This is a genomic window from Rhizobium laguerreae (assembly GCF_019778565.1).
Lineage (GTDB): Bacteria > Pseudomonadota > Alphaproteobacteria > Rhizobiales > Rhizobiaceae > Rhizobium > Rhizobium laguerreae.
The window spans coordinates 1-15205 of sequence record NZ_JAAXQT010000011.1 but is presented as its reverse complement, the minus strand read 5'-3'; the positions used below and the strand labels follow the sequence as shown (position 1 = coordinate 15205).

At 62.0% G+C, this 15205-nt stretch carries 17 protein-coding genes; 10 read left to right on the top strand and 7 right to left on the bottom strand.

Going from position 1 to position 15205, the window contains the following annotated elements; genetic code table 11:
• The 3 genes from HFO71_RS28625 to glpK all read left to right on the top strand — a co-directional run bounded on the left by HFO71_RS28625 (position 1) and on the right by glpK (position 3738).
• The gene (locus HFO71_RS28625) at positions 1-282 is read left to right on the top strand and encodes a DUF2160 domain-containing protein (RefSeq protein WP_003549529.1); all 282 of its coding nucleotides are present in this window, start codon (positions 1-3) and stop codon (positions 280-282) included.
• A 77-nt stretch (positions 283-359) separates the two neighbouring features.
• The gene (locus tag HFO71_RS28620) at positions 360-2084 is read left to right on the top strand and encodes an ABC transporter substrate-binding protein (protein WP_017957583.1); all 1725 of its coding nucleotides are present in this window, start codon (positions 360-362) and stop codon (positions 2082-2084) included.
• A gap of 151 nt (positions 2085-2235) precedes the next feature.
• The gene (gene glpK / locus HFO71_RS28615) at positions 2236-3738 is read left to right on the top strand and encodes a glycerol kinase GlpK (protein WP_131641767.1); all 1503 of its coding nucleotides are present in this window, start codon (positions 2236-2238) and stop codon (positions 3736-3738) included.
• Between the two features lie 28 nt (positions 3739-3766).
• Here glpK and HFO71_RS28610 read toward each other — a convergent pair whose 3' ends face one another.
• The 4 genes from HFO71_RS28610 to HFO71_RS28595 form a co-directional block, all read right to left on the bottom strand.
• Entirely contained in the window at positions 3767-4768 is a 1002-nt protein-coding gene (locus tag HFO71_RS28610) for an ABC transporter permease (protein ID WP_131665604.1), read from the bottom strand.
• A gap of 2 nt (positions 4769-4770) precedes the next feature.
• On the bottom strand, positions 4771-5790 hold the full coding sequence (locus HFO71_RS28605) for an ABC transporter permease (protein WP_170269360.1): 1020 nt from the start codon (positions 5788-5790) through the stop codon (positions 4771-4773).
• Complete coding sequence (locus tag HFO71_RS28600; protein WP_221988751.1) at positions 5780-7330, bottom strand: sugar ABC transporter ATP-binding protein; 1551 nt, start codon at positions 7328-7330, stop codon at positions 5780-5782. The genes HFO71_RS28605 and HFO71_RS28600 overlap by 11 nt, the downstream gene beginning before the upstream one ends.
• A gap of 65 nt (positions 7331-7395) precedes the next feature.
• A complete protein-coding gene (locus HFO71_RS28595; protein WP_221969030.1) occupies positions 7396-8409 on the bottom strand; it encodes a sugar ABC transporter substrate-binding protein in 1014 nt (337 codons plus the stop codon).
• 419 nt (positions 8410-8828) lie between these two features.
• Between HFO71_RS28595 and HFO71_RS28590 the strand changes: the two genes are divergently transcribed.
• The 7 genes from HFO71_RS28590 to HFO71_RS28560 all read left to right on the top strand — a co-directional run bounded on the left by HFO71_RS28590 (position 8829) and on the right by HFO71_RS28560 (position 13944).
• The gene (locus HFO71_RS28590; RefSeq protein WP_077979720.1) at positions 8829-9692 is read left to right on the top strand and encodes a helix-turn-helix domain-containing protein; all 864 of its coding nucleotides are present in this window, start codon (positions 8829-8831) and stop codon (positions 9690-9692) included.
• 107 nt (positions 9693-9799) lie between these two features.
• The gene (locus tag HFO71_RS28585; protein WP_003549520.1) at positions 9800-10237 is read left to right on the top strand and encodes a VOC family protein; all 438 of its coding nucleotides are present in this window, start codon (positions 9800-9802) and stop codon (positions 10235-10237) included.
• A 52-nt stretch (positions 10238-10289) separates the two neighbouring features.
• Entirely contained in the window at positions 10290-11336 is a 1047-nt protein-coding gene (locus HFO71_RS28580; RefSeq protein ID WP_077979854.1) for an ABC transporter substrate-binding protein, read from the top strand.
• An 8-nt stretch (positions 11337-11344) separates the two neighbouring features.
• Positions 11345-12133, top strand: a complete 789-nt coding sequence (locus HFO71_RS28575) for an ABC transporter ATP-binding protein (RefSeq protein WP_077979719.1) — start codon at positions 11345-11347, stop codon at positions 12131-12133.
• Positions 12130-12900, top strand: coding sequence for an ABC transporter permease (locus tag HFO71_RS28570; protein ID WP_077979718.1), 771 nt, complete (start codon positions 12130-12132; stop codon positions 12898-12900). The genes HFO71_RS28575 and HFO71_RS28570 overlap by 4 nt, the downstream gene beginning before the upstream one ends.
• A 133-nt stretch (positions 12901-13033) precedes the next feature.
• Positions 13034-13465: an antitoxin Xre-like helix-turn-helix domain-containing protein gene (locus tag HFO71_RS28565; RefSeq protein WP_077979717.1), complete on the top strand. Its 432-nt coding sequence runs from the start codon at positions 13034-13036 to the stop codon at positions 13463-13465.
• The gene (locus HFO71_RS28560; protein WP_131641762.1) at positions 13462-13944 is read left to right on the top strand and encodes an RES family NAD+ phosphorylase; all 483 of its coding nucleotides are present in this window, start codon (positions 13462-13464) and stop codon (positions 13942-13944) included. The genes HFO71_RS28565 and HFO71_RS28560 overlap by 4 nt, the downstream gene beginning before the upstream one ends.
• Before the next feature lie 114 nt (positions 13945-14058).
• Here HFO71_RS28560 and HFO71_RS28555 read toward each other — a convergent pair whose 3' ends face one another.
• From HFO71_RS28555 to HFO71_RS28545, 3 genes are all read right to left on the bottom strand, one after another.
• Positions 14059-14466, bottom strand: coding sequence for a type II toxin-antitoxin system VapC family toxin (locus HFO71_RS28555; RefSeq protein ID WP_131641761.1), 408 nt, complete (start codon positions 14464-14466; stop codon positions 14059-14061).
• Positions 14466-14720 (bottom strand): type II toxin-antitoxin system Phd/YefM family antitoxin, encoded by a 255-nt coding sequence (locus tag HFO71_RS28550; RefSeq protein WP_011649626.1) that lies wholly within the window; start codon positions 14718-14720, stop codon positions 14466-14468. The genes HFO71_RS28555 and HFO71_RS28550 overlap by 1 nt, the downstream gene beginning before the upstream one ends.
• 169 nt (positions 14721-14889) lie before the next feature.
• Positions 14890-15205 (bottom strand): 4-hydroxythreonine-4-phosphate dehydrogenase PdxA (locus tag HFO71_RS28545; RefSeq protein ID WP_221988750.1); only part of this gene is annotated, 316 nt, incomplete at its 5' end.

Genomic DNA, 15205 nt, shown 5'->3' with positions numbered 1-15205 from the left:
ATGAATTTTTCCTGGATGGCCTGGACGCTGCCGACAACGCTGTTCTTCCTGACGATCCTGGCGCTTCTGATCGCCATGAGTGTCTGGGAATATTTTTCGCCGGGCGGCTCGCCGCGCACGGGCGTGCTGCGTTTCGAGACGACGCGCGGCGACCGGCTCTTCATTTCGCTGCTGGGCAGCGCTTTCATTCATCTTGCATGGCTTGGGCTCGGTGGGCCCAACCTGTGGTGGGCTCTCGCCATCTCCGTGGTCTACGCCATCGGCGTCTTCCGCTACGTGTGACGGCAAGGAGAAGACAGATGGCCGGGGGTACCGGCCGCCTGAGACGTGACTGCAATCGCAAACCCTGGGAGGATATTATGCGAAGGCACTTATTGACGACGACAGCAGGCTTGCTGCTGGCAATGACAGCATCGGCTTATGCCGGCATGGACGAGGCCAAGACGTTCCTCGACAAGGAAGTCGGTGATCTCTCGGCGCTTCCGCGCGCCGACCAGGAAAAGGAAATGCAGTGGTTCGTTGATGCTGCAAAGCCTTTCGCCGGCCTGGACATCAAGGTCGTGTCCGAAACTATCACGACCCATGAATACGAATCGAAGGTGCTGGCGCCCGCCTTCACGGCGATCACCGGCATCAAAATCACGCACGACCTCATCGGCGAAGGCGACGTGGTCGAGAAGCTGCAGACGCAGATGCAATCGGGCGAAAACATCTATGACGCCTATATCAACGATAGCGACCTGATCGGCACCCATTGGCGCTATCAGCAGGCCCGCTCGCTGACCGACTGGATGGCCAACGAAGGCAAGGATGTCACCAATCCCGGCCTCGACATCGACGACTTCATCGGCAAGTCCTTCACCACGGCGCCTGACGGCAAGCTCTACCAGCTGCCTGACCAGCAGTTCGCGAACCTCTATTGGTTCCGTTACGACTGGTTCAACGACGAGAAGAACAAGGCGGACTTCAAGGCGAAGTACGGCTACGATCTCGGCGTGCCGGTCAACTGGTCGGCCTATGAGGATATTGCCGAGTTCTTCACCGGCCGCGAGATCGACGGCAAGAAGGTCTTCGGTCATATGGACTACGGCAAGAAGGACCCATCGCTCGGATGGCGCTTCACCGATGCCTGGCTGTCTATGGCCGGCAACGGCGACAAGGGCATCCCGAACGGCAAGCCGGTCGATGAATGGGGCATCAAGGTCGACGAGAACTCCCGTCCGGTCGGCTCGTGCGTCGCGCGCGGCGGCGATACCAACGGCCCTGCTGCGGTCTATTCCATCCAGAAATATCTGGACTGGATGAAGGCCTATGCACCGGCTGCCGCCCAGGGCATGACCTTCTCCGAGTCCGGCCCGGTCCCATCGCAGGGCGAAGTCGCCCAGCAGATGTTCACCTACACGGCCTTCACAGCCGATTTCGTCAAGGAAGGCCTGCCGGTCGTCAATGCGGACGGCACGCCGAAATGGCGTTTCGCACCGAGCCCGCATGGTGTCTACTGGAAGGACGGCATGAAGCTCGGCTATCAGGACGCCGGTTCGTGGACGCTGATGAAGTCCACGCCTGACGACCGCGCAAAGGCGGCCTGGCTCTATGCCCAGTTCGTCACCTCGAAGACCGTCGACGTGAAGAAGAGCCACATGGGCCTGACCTTCATTCGCCAGTCGACGCTGGATCACAAGTCCTTCACCGATCGTGCGCCGAAGCTCGGCGGCCTGATCGAATTCTATCGTTCGCCCGCCCGCCTGCAGTGGTCGCCGACCGGTACGAACGTTCCTGACTATCCGAAGCTCGCTCAGCTTTGGTGGCAGGCGATTGGTGATGCCTCTTCCGGCGCCAAGACGGCGCAGGGGGCGATGGACTCGCTCTGCGCCGAACAGGAAAAGGTGCTGCAGCGCCTGGAACGCGCCAAGGTCCAGGGCGACATTGGCCCGAAACTCGCCGAGGAGCATGATCTCGCCTATTGGAACGCGGATGCGGTGAAGAACGGCAACCTTGCCCCGCAGCTGAAGGTCGAGAACGAGAAGGACAAGCCGGTCACTGTCAACTACGACGAACTCGTCAAGAGCTGGCAGAAGAAGTAAGGCGGACCCGGCCGGAAGCGACGAGGCTTCCGGCCATCACTTCCTGCCACCGGCAACAAGCCGGTGGCACCCACAATCTTTCTCTCATGAAACGTCCGCGTCCTGCCGACCCTCTGCAGGCGGAGCGGTTTCGTGCGAGCCGGAGACGGATATGAGCGGCTATATTCTTTCAATCGACCAGGGCACGACATCGTCGCGCGCCATCATCTTCGATGGCGACATGAAAATGGCCGGCTCGGCGCAGGCGGAGATCACCCAGTATTATCCGCAGCCCGGATGGGTGGAGCACGACGCCGCCGAAATCTGGCGATCCGTCGTCGATACTGTGCGCAAGGCGATCGCCGACGCTGGACTTGATGCGGCCGATATCACCGCGATCGGCATCACCAACCAGCGCGAGACGGCGGTCGTCTGGGACCGCGGGTCAGGAGAGCCACTTCACCGCGCGATCGTCTGGCAGGACAGGCGCACTGCAGAAATGTGCGAGAGCCTGAAGGCCGACGGCTACGAGAAGCTGTTCAGCGCCAAGACCGGGCTGCTGCTCGACCCCTATTTCTCCGGAACGAAGCTGCGCTGGCTGCTCGACAATGTCGATGGCCTGCGTGAGAAGGCGGAAGTGGGCGATGTCTGCTTCGGCACGATCGACAGCTGGCTGATCTACAATCTGACTGGCGGCCGCGTGCATGCCACCGATGCGACCAATGCGTCGAGAACGCTGCTCTACAATATCGACGACGGTGCCTGGGACGAAGAGCTTCTGGGCATCCTCCGCATTCCGGCCGCCATGCTTCCTGACGTCAGGGAATGCGCCGATGATTTCGGCCGCGTCGACAAGGCTATGTTCGGTGCGGAGCTTCCGATCCTCGGTGTCGCCGGCGACCAGCAGGCTGCGGCGATGGGCAATGCCTGCTTCGAGGCCGGGATGATGAAATCCACCTATGGCACCGGCTGCTTTGCTCTGTTGAATACCGGCCGGGATCGTGTTTCCTCCTCCAACCGGATGCTGACGACGATCGCCTGCCGGCTCGACGGCGAGACGACCTATGCGCTCGAAGGTTCGATCTTCATCGCCGGTGCTGCCGTGCAATGGCTGCGCGACGGCCTCGGCATCATCGGTCAGGCATCCGAGGCAGGAGTGCTTGCGGCCAAGGCCGATCCCGGGCAGCAGGTCTATATCGTTCCGGCCTTCACCGGCCTCGGCGCCCCTTACTGGGATCCGGCCGCGCGCGGCGCGATCTTCGGTCTGACGCGAAACAGCGGGCCGGCGGAATTCGCCCGCGCCGTGCTTGAATCCGTCGCCTACCAGACGCTCGACCTGCTGGTGGCGATGAAGAAGGACTGGGGCGCCAACCAGCTGGAAACGGTGCTGCGCGTTGATGGCGGCATGGCGGATTCGGATTGGACTATGCAGTGCCTAGCCGACATGACCGGAAACCCTGTCGACCGCTCGGCGATCCGCGAGACGACGGCGCTCGGCGCAGCCTGGCTTGCCGGCTCGAAAGCCGGCATCTGGCCCGGCAAGCGGGATTTTGCGAAAGCCTGGACCTGCGACCGCCGCTTCAGCCCTTCGATGGATGAGACCGAGCGGCAGGGCAAGATCATCGGCTGGAAGAATGCCGTATCCAGAATGATTTCGGACGCCTCGGCGGGATAGAACCGCTTCCGAGGAGACGCAACTTCTCTTAAGCGGCGCCGGCGGCCTTTCTGTTGATGAAGCTGAGGGCGAGCACGGCGAAGATCAGCGTTCCCGTGCCGACCTGCTGCCAATAGAAGTTCAGATCGGTCAGCAGCAGCCCATTGGCGACGATGCTGAGCAGCAGCGCGCCGAGAACGGTCCCGCCCACATTCGGCCGTCCGAGCGGGCTGAGCGTCGTGCCGATGAAGGTCGCGCCGATCGCATTCAGCAGGAAGGCATTGCCCGAGGAGGGGATGTAGGTGGTGACGGTTGCCGTCAGGATCAGTCCGGCGATTGCCGCGATCAACCCGACCAGCATGAAAGTCACCGCGACATGGGCCGGCGCGGCGATGCCGGAATAGCGCACGACGCCCGGCTGGATGCCGATCGACAGGATGACGCGGCCGAAGCGCGTGCGGGCAAAGACAACGGCAGCCGCCGCGATGACGACGATGGCAGCGGCAAGCGGTACCGGAAAGCCGGCAATCGTCCCATGGCCGAGGAAACGGAAGGCTTCCGGCACGCCGTTCGGCGGCAGATAGACCGGATTGCCGCCATTGGTCAGCAGCTGCTGCACGCTGCGGCCGATGAACAGCGTGCCGAGCGTGGCGAGGAACGGCGACACACCGATCCCTGAAATCAAGAGCGCGTTGAAGGCCCCGACGAACGCTCCGGCGGCCAGTCCCGCGAGTGCGGCGACTGCCACCGGCTGTCCGGCGAGGACGAGCGAAACGAAGGCGAAGCTGGCAAAATCCATTGCCGTTCCCACCGAAAGATCGATGCCGCCCGACGCGACGGCGAAGGTCATGGCGATGGAGACGATGGCAAGCAGCGTGAAATTGTTGACCAGGATGCTCTGCAAGTTCGCGGGCGTCAGGAACGTCGGCGTTGCCGCGGAAAAGGCGGCAAACACCGCAATCAGGGCGAGGATCAGCCCATAGCGCACCAGGCCGCCGGCGATCAGACGCGGCAAGCCTATGGTGGCGAGGGGAGGGGTCTGGAGCGACATGGTCAGGCCTCCTGCCGGCGCAGCAGCGTGGTCGCGGAAACGACGATGAGAATGAGCACACCCTGGACGCCGCTGACCAGCGTGCTCGAAATGTTCAGCAGCTGGAAACCGTTAACCAGGAAGCCGACCAAAAGGGCCGAAAGCAGCGTCCCGGTGACCGTTGGAACCAGCCGGCGCGAAAAGACCGAGCCGAGTAGGGCCGTCACGACGACCGGCAACAGCATCTCGCCGGCGCCGGTCGTGCTGCCGCTCAGATAGGAAACCCACAGGATGCCGGCGATGCCGCCGGAGACGCCGCTGGCGACGAAGGCGCCGGCGAGTAGCCGTCGAAGCGGCAGACCCGCGGCACGCGCTGCATCCGGAAATTCACCGACGGCATAGAGACGCAGGCCGAGCGGCGTATATTGCACGATCGCCGTGGTGATGGCCGTGAAGGCGAGGAGCACATAGGCGAGAACCGGGATGCCGAAAGCGTCCGAGGCCGAGAGCGCCGACAGGAATGGCGTCGAAGCCGGCAGGACGGTATTGCCGGTCAGCACCAATTCCAGGCCGGCGACGACGTTCATGACGGCCAGCGTGGCCAGCAGCGGCACGATGCCGGCATAGACGACGGCAATGGCATTGACCGTGCCGATCAACGCGCCGGTGAGGATCGCAGCGGCAACCGCCGTCGCATCGCCGTAGCCGAACTGTGTCAGGCTCGCGTAGACGGCGGCGCTCAGGCCCATATTGGCCGCGAGCGACAGGTCGATCCCGCCGGTGACGACATTGGAGCCGCCGGCGATCAGCACGATCGTCAGACCGATGGCAAGCACACCTGAGATGGCCGATTGGCCGAGCACGTTGCCGATATTGCCGATGCTGAGGAAATAGGGTGCGGTCAGCGAAAAAATGATCAGGATGGCGGCAAATGCGATCAGCGATCCGAAGCGCAATGCCGCAGCTGCAATATTGCCGGCCGGCCGGGGAGGCAGTTCGGCAGCGGAAAAACCGGAAGGCGCGAATTCCACTTCAGCCGACATGGCGTTGTCCCTCGGATGATCCGGTCGATTGAGCCAGCACCGCATCTGCCGTGGTCTCCGACGAGATGAATTCCCGCGCCACGCGGCCGCGGAAGAGCACCAGGATGCGATCGGTGATGCCGATCAGTTCGGGCAGATCCGAAGACAGCACGATGACGCCGGCGCCGCGCGACGCGAGTTCGCCGATCAGCGTGTAGATCTCGACCTTGGAGCCGATATCAACGCCGACCGTCGGCTCGTCGAGCAGATAGACCTCGGAACGGCGGCTCAGCCACTTGGCGATGGCCACCTTCTGCTGGTTGCCGCCCGAAAGCGTACGCAGCAGAGCATCTCGCCCATTGGTCTTCACCTGCAGCCGCGAAATCAGAGCGTCGACTTGTCTCTGTTCGCGCCTGCGATCGAGAAAGCCGAAACGCGTGAAGCGGCCAAGGCTCGAAAGGCTGATATTTTCCGCGACGCTGAGGTCGAGCGCGACGCCATGGCGACGTCGATCTTCCGGCACTAGGGCGATTTCGCGGCCGGCCGCCTGGGTGGGATTGGTGAAACGGGCAGCCTTGCCGTTGATCTCGATATGGCCGGAAGCCGGGGTCTCCAGACCGAAGAGCGCGCGGACCAGCTCCTTTGCGCCGGAGCCGAGCAGGCCGGTAAGGCCGAGCACCTCGCCGCGGCGAAGCGTGAAACTGATGTCGCTATATTTCCCCGGCGCCGACAGCTGCTCGACCTTGAGGATGTCTTCGCCGGGCGTCACTTGCGGCTTCGGAAACATTTCCTTGATGTCGCGCTCGACCATCAGCCGGGCAATCGCACCGGCGGAAGTCTCCCCGATCGGCAGGGAGGCCACGTCGAGCCCGTTGCGCAGCACGGTGACGTGGTCGCAGAGCTCTTCGACTTCGTTCAGGTAATGCGAGATATAGATGATGGTGACGCCTTCGTCGCGCAGACGGCGGATCAGCCGGAAAAGGATATCGGCCTCGCGGCGCACCAATGCGGCCGTCGGCTCGTCGAAGACGAGCACCTTCGGCTGATTGAGGAGGGCGCGGGTGATTTGCACGATCTGCTTTTCGGCCGTCGACAATTCGCCGATCAAGGCGGCGTTCGGCAACCGGATACCGAAATAGTCGTTGAGAATGTCAGATGTCCGGCGCTGCATCAGTCGGCGATCGAGGAACGGCGTGCCCGATATCCGCGGTTCCCGGCCAAGGAACAGGGCTTCGCCGACGGTGAAGGTCGGCACCAGCAGTCGATCCTGGTGAACGAAGTGGATACCGAGCTCTTCGGCAAGATGCGGTGTCAGCCTGTCGAATGTTTGCCCTTCGATCTCGATCCGGCCGCCATCGGGCTGATGAAGACCGGCCAGCAACTTGATCAGCGTCGACTTGCCGGCGCCGTTCTGGCCGACGAGACCGTGGATGGTGCCGCGCCTGACGATCAGCGACGCACCGGCAAGCGCCTGCGCGCCGCCAAAATGCTTGACGATGCCTTCAAGGCGGATGATGTCGTCGCGTGCCGACACCGGTTGCTTCAACGAAATGGCCGTCATATCGATTTCTCCAGGCACAGAGATTCCGAGCGATCCGGCATGGCCGAATCGCTCGTGTTCAGATGTCAGCCGATGCCGAGTTTCTTGGTGACTTCGCCGACATTGGTCTTGTTGGCGAGCAGGGCCGGAACATAGGTTTCGCGCGGCAGCGTCTGGCCGGCGAGCAGCTTGGCGACGTTGCGGATGGCGGTGCGGCCGATTTCCGCCGGCTGCTGGGCGACATCGGCGCCGGCCGGCGAATTCGGATCGGCGATGAGCTGCAGCACTTCCGGGCTGCCGTCGACGCCGTAGGAGCGGATCTCGGTTCGCCCAGCGGCTTCAAGGGCCTGGGTCGCGCCAAGCTGCGGAATGTCCCAGGCCGACCAGATCGCCTTGATCGAACCCTTTTCCGGATATTTGTTGAGGATGGCCGTAATCTGCGTGAAGGCGTCCTGCACGGTATTCGGGATGACGTCGCGCAGTTCCGGCTGGAGGATTTTCACCTTCGGGAAATATTTGACTACATTGACCAACTGGTCGTAGCGGATCGCGCAGGGGGTTACGCCGTAGAAGCCGTTGAAGACGACGATATTTCCTTCGCCGCCGATATCGGAGACGAGCTGCAGCGCCAGATCCTTGCCGATCCCCCAATTGTCGGAGGTGGTGTTGTTGATCGAATTGGTCGAGCCGACGTCGACGGTCAGAACCGGGATTCCGGCATCGCGTGCCTTCTTCAGCCAGGGATCGATGACGCTGAGCGTACCGAGGATTTGAACGATCGCGTCCGGCTTCTGGGCAATCAGCGTCTGCAATTGCGAGACCAGCTTGCCGTCGTTGCGTCCGGCATCGACGGCGATCGGCTCTCCGCCGAGGCGCTTTACCTCCTCGATCTGGGCATTATAGGCCTGCAGGTCGAAGAAGTGATCGGTGCCGGTTGCGCTGATGGCGATGCGCTTGCCTTTCAGCGACAGTTCTTCGCCGGCGGCAAAAGCCGGCTTCTGCCCGATGAGGGATGCACCGGCGACGGCGACCCCGGCCGCGGCAGACAGTTTCAGTAGATCTCGTCTTCCGAGACCGTTTTCAGACTTTTCGATACTCATCGCAATTTCTCTCCCAATTAATAATGTCTATAGATTAAATGGATTAATGCGGATGGATAGGAACGAATTTCCAAAAGAACGATCTCCGGGGGAAAGAGTGGACGGAACGAAAGCTCATCCCTGAGCCGCGGTTTCCCGCGACCGGGAATGATTTCGGAAGCCTGGCGGTTTTCGGAGCGGTCAGATGGGTCTGCAGCCACAGATCAGAAGAACATGCACTGCATAATTCTTGCGCATGCGACCAAATTTGCCGAAGGCGAACTCCTGCCAGGCCGCGGTGCTGTGTGGCGCGACAGCAGGCGTAAGATCACGATTTTCTGGGCACCGTCGGGTTTTATGCTGCGATGTTGATATCTAGCGCGAAGCTTCGCTCCACTTGGCGCGCAACTTGCCTCTCAGCTGCCAGGGAGAATGAAACAATGCCAGATATAGACCCGCAGATTTTCTCAATAAGCCGGCCATCCCTCGGAGGCTACAAGGCCTTCGTTCACCGCGACATGATCGTCGAGACCTATCGCAGCGCCGCGGGGCAAATGGTTTCGAGGGGCTCCCTTCATAGAATTTCGATCAACCGCACCGCGCACGGCAAATATGCCTATCGGCTTGGAAGCGGGGCGTTCCGCAAAATTGAGAGGCCGCCGTTCACCCTGGGATTTCAACCGGCCGCCACGGTCCTCGAAGTCGATGGCGATGCGGCGGATTATATTTCGATCTTCCAGTCCCCTGCGCTCTACAGCGGCATTGGCGGCTCTCGCTTCGATCCCGAGCATTGGGATAGTGACGCGCTCAGCGCGACGACTGATCCGACAACGCTGCAGGTCGCACTCTCCCTCGCATTTGCCGCCGAGAAGAGCGGGCGCGCCGACCTGCTTTTGATGCAGCATCTGGGGATGGCGCTCGCCTGCTGCGTCGTAAAACTGCTGGGCGCCAAACCTGAAGCCGGCGACCGTCCGCTGACATCGGACAATCTCCGGCGTGTGATCGATTACATCGAGAACCTGCTTGGCAAATCCGATCTGAGTGTCGAGGAGCTGGCCAGCGTGGCCCATATGAGCCCCTTTCACTTCAGCCGGGAATTCAAACGGGCGGCCGGCATGGCGCCGCACCGCTTCGTTCTCGAACGCAGGATCGAACGAGCACGGCTTTACCTCGCCGATGGCAAGGAGACGCTTGCAAACATCGCTTATGCCACGGGCTTTTCCAGCCAGGCGCATTTCTCCAGCGTCTTTCGTCGTCTGATCGGGGCGACGCCGAAAGAATACCAGCGTTCGGTCCGTCTTTGAGCCGGCTCTTGCCGATGACAGATCAGCAGCTTTGCGAAAGACAACCGCACGAATTTGAAATCTCTTGAGGCTGCGGTCTGCGAGGCATTTCCCATCAGGAGGCCCATATGACCGCTTTTGCCCAAACCAATCCGATTACCGACATTTGCTTCCTGGTCGAGGATATCGACAAAGCATCGGCTTTCTATGTCGAGCGTCTTGGCTTCAAACCTCGCCGCCGGGCTCCCGGCTTTGCCGATTTCAAAGGGGCGGGCGTGACATTGGCGCTGTGGGAGATCGAGCATATTGCCGAGAATACCGGTGTCTCAAGCCGCCGTGCCCCTCCAGGTGCGCACAAGGCCTGCGCGGCCATCGAGCTCGCCTCGCCAGAGCAGGTCGATGCTGCCTATGCGGAGCTGAAAGCTGCGGGCGTGCTCTTCCACGCGCCGCCGCAGGATTATGTCTGGAACGCGCGATGCGTCTATTTCGCCGATCCTGACGACAATCTCTGGGAAATCTATGCGTGGTCCGCAGGCGGCCCGATCGGTGACATCGATCCGCAATAGCGAGCGCAATCGGCCGGTCGTCCAACAATCCAACAAGGGGAAAGGCAAGCAAATGAGCGGGGATGACAAACAAATCGTGGTCGGCAGGCGTACCGTCCTGAAGGGCGGAGCCTTTGCCCTTGCTGCAGCGACGGCAGGGATCAGCGTGTTCGTGCCGCGTCACTCGAAAGCCGCCGCATCCAAGGTCGTCATTAAATATGACTGGCTGATGAGCAACGGACAGATCGGCGATATCGTCGCAGTCAAGCGGGGACTGTTCCAGGCCGAGGGTCTCGACGTCGAGTTTTCCCCAGGCGGTCCCAATTCGGCGACGGTGCCGCCCGTGATCACGGGTGATGCGCAGCTCGGACAGTTCTCGGATTCGGCACAGCTTCTTCTGGCCCGTTCATCCGGCGTGCCGATCAGGATCTTCGCCTGCGGTTTCCGCATGGCGCCTTTCGCCTTCTATTCGCTGCCGAAGGCGCCGATCCGCACCGTCAAGGATATGGTCGGCAAGCGCATCGGCATCCAGCCGACAGCCCGTTATGTGCTCGATGCCATCCTGCTGAAGAACGATATCGATCCATCGAGCCTGACCATCACCAATATCGGCTTCGACATGACGCCGCTGATGACCGGCCAGGTCGATGCAGTCACCGGGTGGATCACCAACACGCAGGCGCTTTCCATCATCGGTCCCGACCGCATCGATCTGATGATGAAGGACACGGGCCTGCCCTCCTACGCCAATGTCTATTTTGCCACCGACGATGCCGTGAGCGGCCATGCCGAGACACTGGCAAAGGTGCTGCGTGCCGTCGCCAAGGGCTGGGCCTGGACGCATGAACATCCTGAAGAGGCGGTCAAACTGACGGTGGAAGCCTATCCGCAGCTCGACCTTGCCGTAGAGCTGAAGACGGTGCCGCGCATCCTGTCGCTGAGCTTCGACGCAGCGACCGGCAAGGATGGTTGGGGCAGCTTCGATCCGGCCGCGCTTGCCGAGCAGATTTCCGTCTACGACAAGATCGGTCAGTTCAAGAGCGGCGCGCCGAAGCTGGAGGACTGCTATACGACCAGGATCCTCGACATGACGGCGGACGACCGTCCGAAGATTGCGTGAGAGCGGATTTGCCTGAAGCAGCGGCCATCGAAACCAAGGATCTGGCTGTCGGTTATGCCGGCGCCGGCGAGACGACCCGCATTCTGTCCGGCGTCGACCTCAGCGTCGGCAGGGGCGAGTTTTTGACCATTCTCGGCCCTTCCGGCTGCGGCAAGTCGACCTTGCTGCGGGCGGTGGCGGATCTTCTCCCGCCGCTTGACGGGCAGCTGGCGGTGCTCGGCAGAACGGCGTCGGAGGCGCGCCGGCGCCGCGAGGTCGCCTTCGTCTTTCAGGACGCGACGCTGTTGCCCTGGCGGACCGTGAGGGAGAATGTCGCGTTGCCGCTGCAGGTGGGGAAGAACAGCGTCTCGCGATCGGTCGATCCGCGGCCCGACCATTGGATTGAACTGGTCGGCCTGTCGCATCTGGCCGATCGGTACCCGCACCAACTGTCAGGGGGCCAGCGCCAACGCGTCGCCATAGCGCGCGCGCTTCAATGCGAGCCGGATATCCTGCTCATGGACGAGCCCTTCGGTGCGCTCGACGAGATCACGCGCGAACGACTGAACGACGAGCTTTTGGACGTCTGGCGCCGGACCGGTACGACCATCCTTTTCGTGACCCACAGCGTCATCGAGGCGATCTATCTCGGCGGACGCGTGCTGGTCCTGGCGGCCAATCCGGGCCGCGTCCAGGCGCTGATCGACCTTGCACCGCTGAAGGACGAGCGTGGCCTCTGTCGGCGCGAGAGCCTCGATGTCCAGGAGACCGCAGCCCATCTGCGCCAATTGCTGCAGCAGGGGAGTTCGGCTGCATGACGCATCGTCGGCTATCCCTCACCGAGGCAATCGGCCTTCCTGTTATCGGCGCCCTCTCGCTGCTTCTCGCCTGGCAATGGCTGGTGCCGGCGCTCGGTATTCCCAGCTATATCGTTCCAACACCGCTGGCGATCCTGCGTACGCTCGGAACGGAATGGCGCTTCCTTCTGTCGAATGCGATCCCGACATGGGGTGAGGCGGGCCTCGGCTTCCTCCTGGGCAACAGTCTCGCCGTGATCATGGCAATTGCCTTTGTCTATAATCCGCGGTTCCAGGCCGCCTATTTTCCCGTTGTCCTGCTCTTCAACACCATCCCCGTGCTGGCGCTTGCGCCGATCATCATCCTCATCTTCGGCCTCGGTATGCTGCCAAAAGTCATCATCGCCGCTCTCATCTGCTTCTTCCCAACCCTGGTGAATACGGCCCGGGGCCTCAATCTGGCGACGACGAGCGAGCTTGACCTGATGCATGTGCTTTCGGCGAGCGGGTGGGAGACGTTCTGGCGCCTGCGCGCGCCACGATCTGCCCCCTTGCTTTTTGCGTCGCTGCGCATTTCTGCAACCACCTGTGTGATCGGCGCGATCGTCGGGGAGTGGATCGGTTCGAACCAGGGGCTCGGGGCCGTCATCATCCAGTCGACATTCAACTATCAGGCGGAAAGGCTCTTTGCCGCCGTCGTGCTCGCCTCTTTCTCCGGCATCGTCTTTTTTGCCGCTGTTGCCCAGATCGAGCGGATTTTCCGTCGGCTGCAGCTGGGGCGAAACTGAAAGCCGTTCAGTGCGGGCACCGAAACGCTGACGCTTCCAGGATATGACAAGGCCTCCCGCGTGTCTGAATGGCACTCTTGAACATTTGCTCACTTGAGGCTAAATATAACCTCAAGTGAAAAGGAGCTTTGCCATGACGGGATTTGCAGTCATCGCCGACGTTCTCGGACTGCCCGCCAGGGAACCGGCGTCGCGTTCCGCCTTTGGCCTGCTCTCCAGCATCGAGGAAGGCTTGCCGGTCAAGGCGCTTGATCGCATGGCGCTGCTTCTGGCGCCTGATGATACCCAGTTCAAATATAGGCTCGTTCCGAAGGCCACCTATGAGCGGCGCAAATCCAAGCATCGGCTCTCTTCCGACGAGGGCATAAAACTCGCCCGCCTCGCGCGTGTCTGGGGATCGGCACTCGATGTCTGGCAGACCGAGACCGAGGCACGTGATTTCCTGTTTCGCCCGCATGCAATGCTGGAGGACAGGCGGCCGATCGACGTGGTCATCCAGAGCGAGATCGGTGGCGAGCTCGTGCTCGATATCCTCGGAAGCCTGAAATACGGCAGTGCTGCGTGAGCGCACAGCATCTCGACCGAACGCTGACATCCATCCGCATCGGAGATCCCCATGGAACCTATCCGATCTTCGACGCCACCGGCTCGACCATCGCGCCGGGGCGGTGGAACACTTCGGGCAGCCCGATCATCTATACGAGCGAGCACTATTCGACGGCGCTGCTCGAAAAGCTCGTCCATGGCAGCGGGCGGCTGCCGCCCAACCAGCACTATGTCACGATCACCCTACCGCGGGGGCTAAGCTACGAGGTCTTCTCCGAGCCCGCGCTGCCCGGCTGGGACTGCATGCCGGCAAACGTCAGCAAGACTTTCGGCGAGCGGTGGTGCCAGGAAAAGCGCAGCGCCATCCTGTTGGTGCCAAGCGTCGTCGCCCGCGTCGACCGCAACGTGCTGATCAATCCGGCCCACCCGGAATTCCCGTCGATCACGACAAGCCTTCACCAACCGGTTTTCTGGGATCGCCGTTTGTTCGGCATGTGATGGGTTGGCGGTGCAATCAACGTTTCGCAGAGCCGATCAAAACGCCGGACAGATGGGGCTTGGTCACACTGCACAGGAGGCCATTTTAAACGAGGAGGTGGCTGCCTCGACTGCTCACGCGTCCGTCTCCCATGGATTTATCACCGCTGCACCGGTGTCGTCGAAATCGCCGACATTGCGAGTGACGACAATCAGATCATGGACGATTGCGGTTGCGGCGATCAGCCCGTCGATATCGCCACGCGGCCGGATGGCGGCGATGTGGCTCCATTCGACGGCGATCTCGTCGGTCACCGGCAGGATCCGGTCGCCATGATCATAACGCAGCTTGCGCAGCCACTCGGTGAGATGGGCCGCGGTCTTCGGATCCGACTTCTGTTTGAGGGCAATGCCGCGCATGATCTCGCCAAGCGTCAGCGCGCTCAGGTGGATGGTGAGCGGATCGATGGAGCGCAGCCAGGAGACCGCCTGCGGCGTGCCGCGTCGCGCCCCCGAGACGATGTTGGTGTCGACCAGATACATCAGAAGGCGACGTCGCGGCTCGGAGTCTTGTTGCGTGCTTCGACCGCATCGGCGAACTCATCGTCCCAGGCGGGGCCACCGAGCAGGTCGTCGACGAGGGTCGGCCTACCGGCGCGCAAGGCATCGTAGTCGCGGGCGGACAGAACGACGGCGGTGCGCTCGCCCCGCACGGTCACCACCTGTGGCCCTTCTTGTCGGGCCTTCTGCACGACCTTCGAAAATTGGTTCTTGGCGTCCTGCAGTTGCCATTCCATCGATTCCGCTCCTAGCTAGACTGTCTAGCTATGTAGGCGCGGAATGCTTGCGCGTCAACGGCGTGACGTTCCTGAACGACAGAGTCCGGTTCTGCTATGAGGTGTCATAACAAAGTTCGACATCGTTGTGTCGGCGATCGGCGCCTGTCGGTCTTACTGGAAGCCGCGATCACGCTCTCTGCCGCGGCGAGCGGGCCATCAGCCTGGCATAGGCGATGGCCGAGAGCATGTTGACGTGGTTGGCTTTGCCGGTGCCGGCAATGTCGAAGGCGGTGCCGTGATCGACCGAGACGCGGTCGATCGGCAGGCCGAGCGAGACGTTGACCGCCGTATCGAAGGCGACGAGCTTGATCGGGATATGGCCCTGATCGTGATACTGGGCGATGACAAGATCGAAGGCGCCGTTATAGGCGCGGGCAAACACCGTATCGGCCGAGATCGGGCCGACGACGTCGATGCCCTTTGCCTGCGCCTGCTCGACGGCG

Coding starts and splice junctions, on each gene's coding strand:
- HFO71_RS28625 (WP_003549529.1), top strand. CDS start 1: ATGAATTTTTCCTGGATGGCCTGGACGCTGCCGACAACGCTGTTCTTC.
- HFO71_RS28620 (WP_017957583.1), top strand. CDS start 360: ATGCGAAGGCACTTATTGACGACGACAGCAGGCTTGCTGCTGGCAATG.
- glpK (WP_131641767.1), top strand. CDS start 2,236: ATGAGCGGCTATATTCTTTCAATCGACCAGGGCACGACATCGTCGCGC.
- HFO71_RS28610 (WP_131665604.1), bottom strand. CDS start 4,768: ATGTCGCTCCAGACCCCTCCCCTCGCCACCATAGGCTTGCCGCGTCTG.
- HFO71_RS28605 (WP_170269360.1), bottom strand. CDS start 5,790: ATGTCGGCTGAAGTGGAATTCGCGCCTTCCGGTTTTTCCGCTGCCGAA.
- HFO71_RS28600 (WP_221988751.1), bottom strand. CDS start 7,330: ATGACGGCCATTTCGTTGAAGCAACCGGTGTCGGCACGCGACGACATC.
- HFO71_RS28595 (WP_221969030.1), bottom strand. CDS start 8,409: ATGAGTATCGAAAAGTCTGAAAACGGTCTCGGAAGACGAGATCTACTG.
- HFO71_RS28590 (WP_077979720.1), top strand. CDS start 8,829: ATGCCAGATATAGACCCGCAGATTTTCTCAATAAGCCGGCCATCCCTC.
- HFO71_RS28585 (WP_003549520.1), top strand. CDS start 9,800: ATGACCGCTTTTGCCCAAACCAATCCGATTACCGACATTTGCTTCCTG.
- HFO71_RS28580 (WP_077979854.1), top strand. CDS start 10,290: ATGAGCGGGGATGACAAACAAATCGTGGTCGGCAGGCGTACCGTCCTG.
- HFO71_RS28570 (WP_077979718.1), top strand. CDS start 12,130: ATGACGCATCGTCGGCTATCCCTCACCGAGGCAATCGGCCTTCCTGTT.
- HFO71_RS28565 (WP_077979717.1), top strand. CDS start 13,034: ATGACGGGATTTGCAGTCATCGCCGACGTTCTCGGACTGCCCGCCAGG.
- HFO71_RS28555 (WP_131641761.1), bottom strand. CDS start 14,466: ATGTATCTGGTCGACACCAACATCGTCTCGGGGGCGCGACGCGGCACG.
- HFO71_RS28550 (WP_011649626.1), bottom strand. CDS start 14,720: ATGGAATGGCAACTGCAGGACGCCAAGAACCAATTTTCGAAGGTCGTG.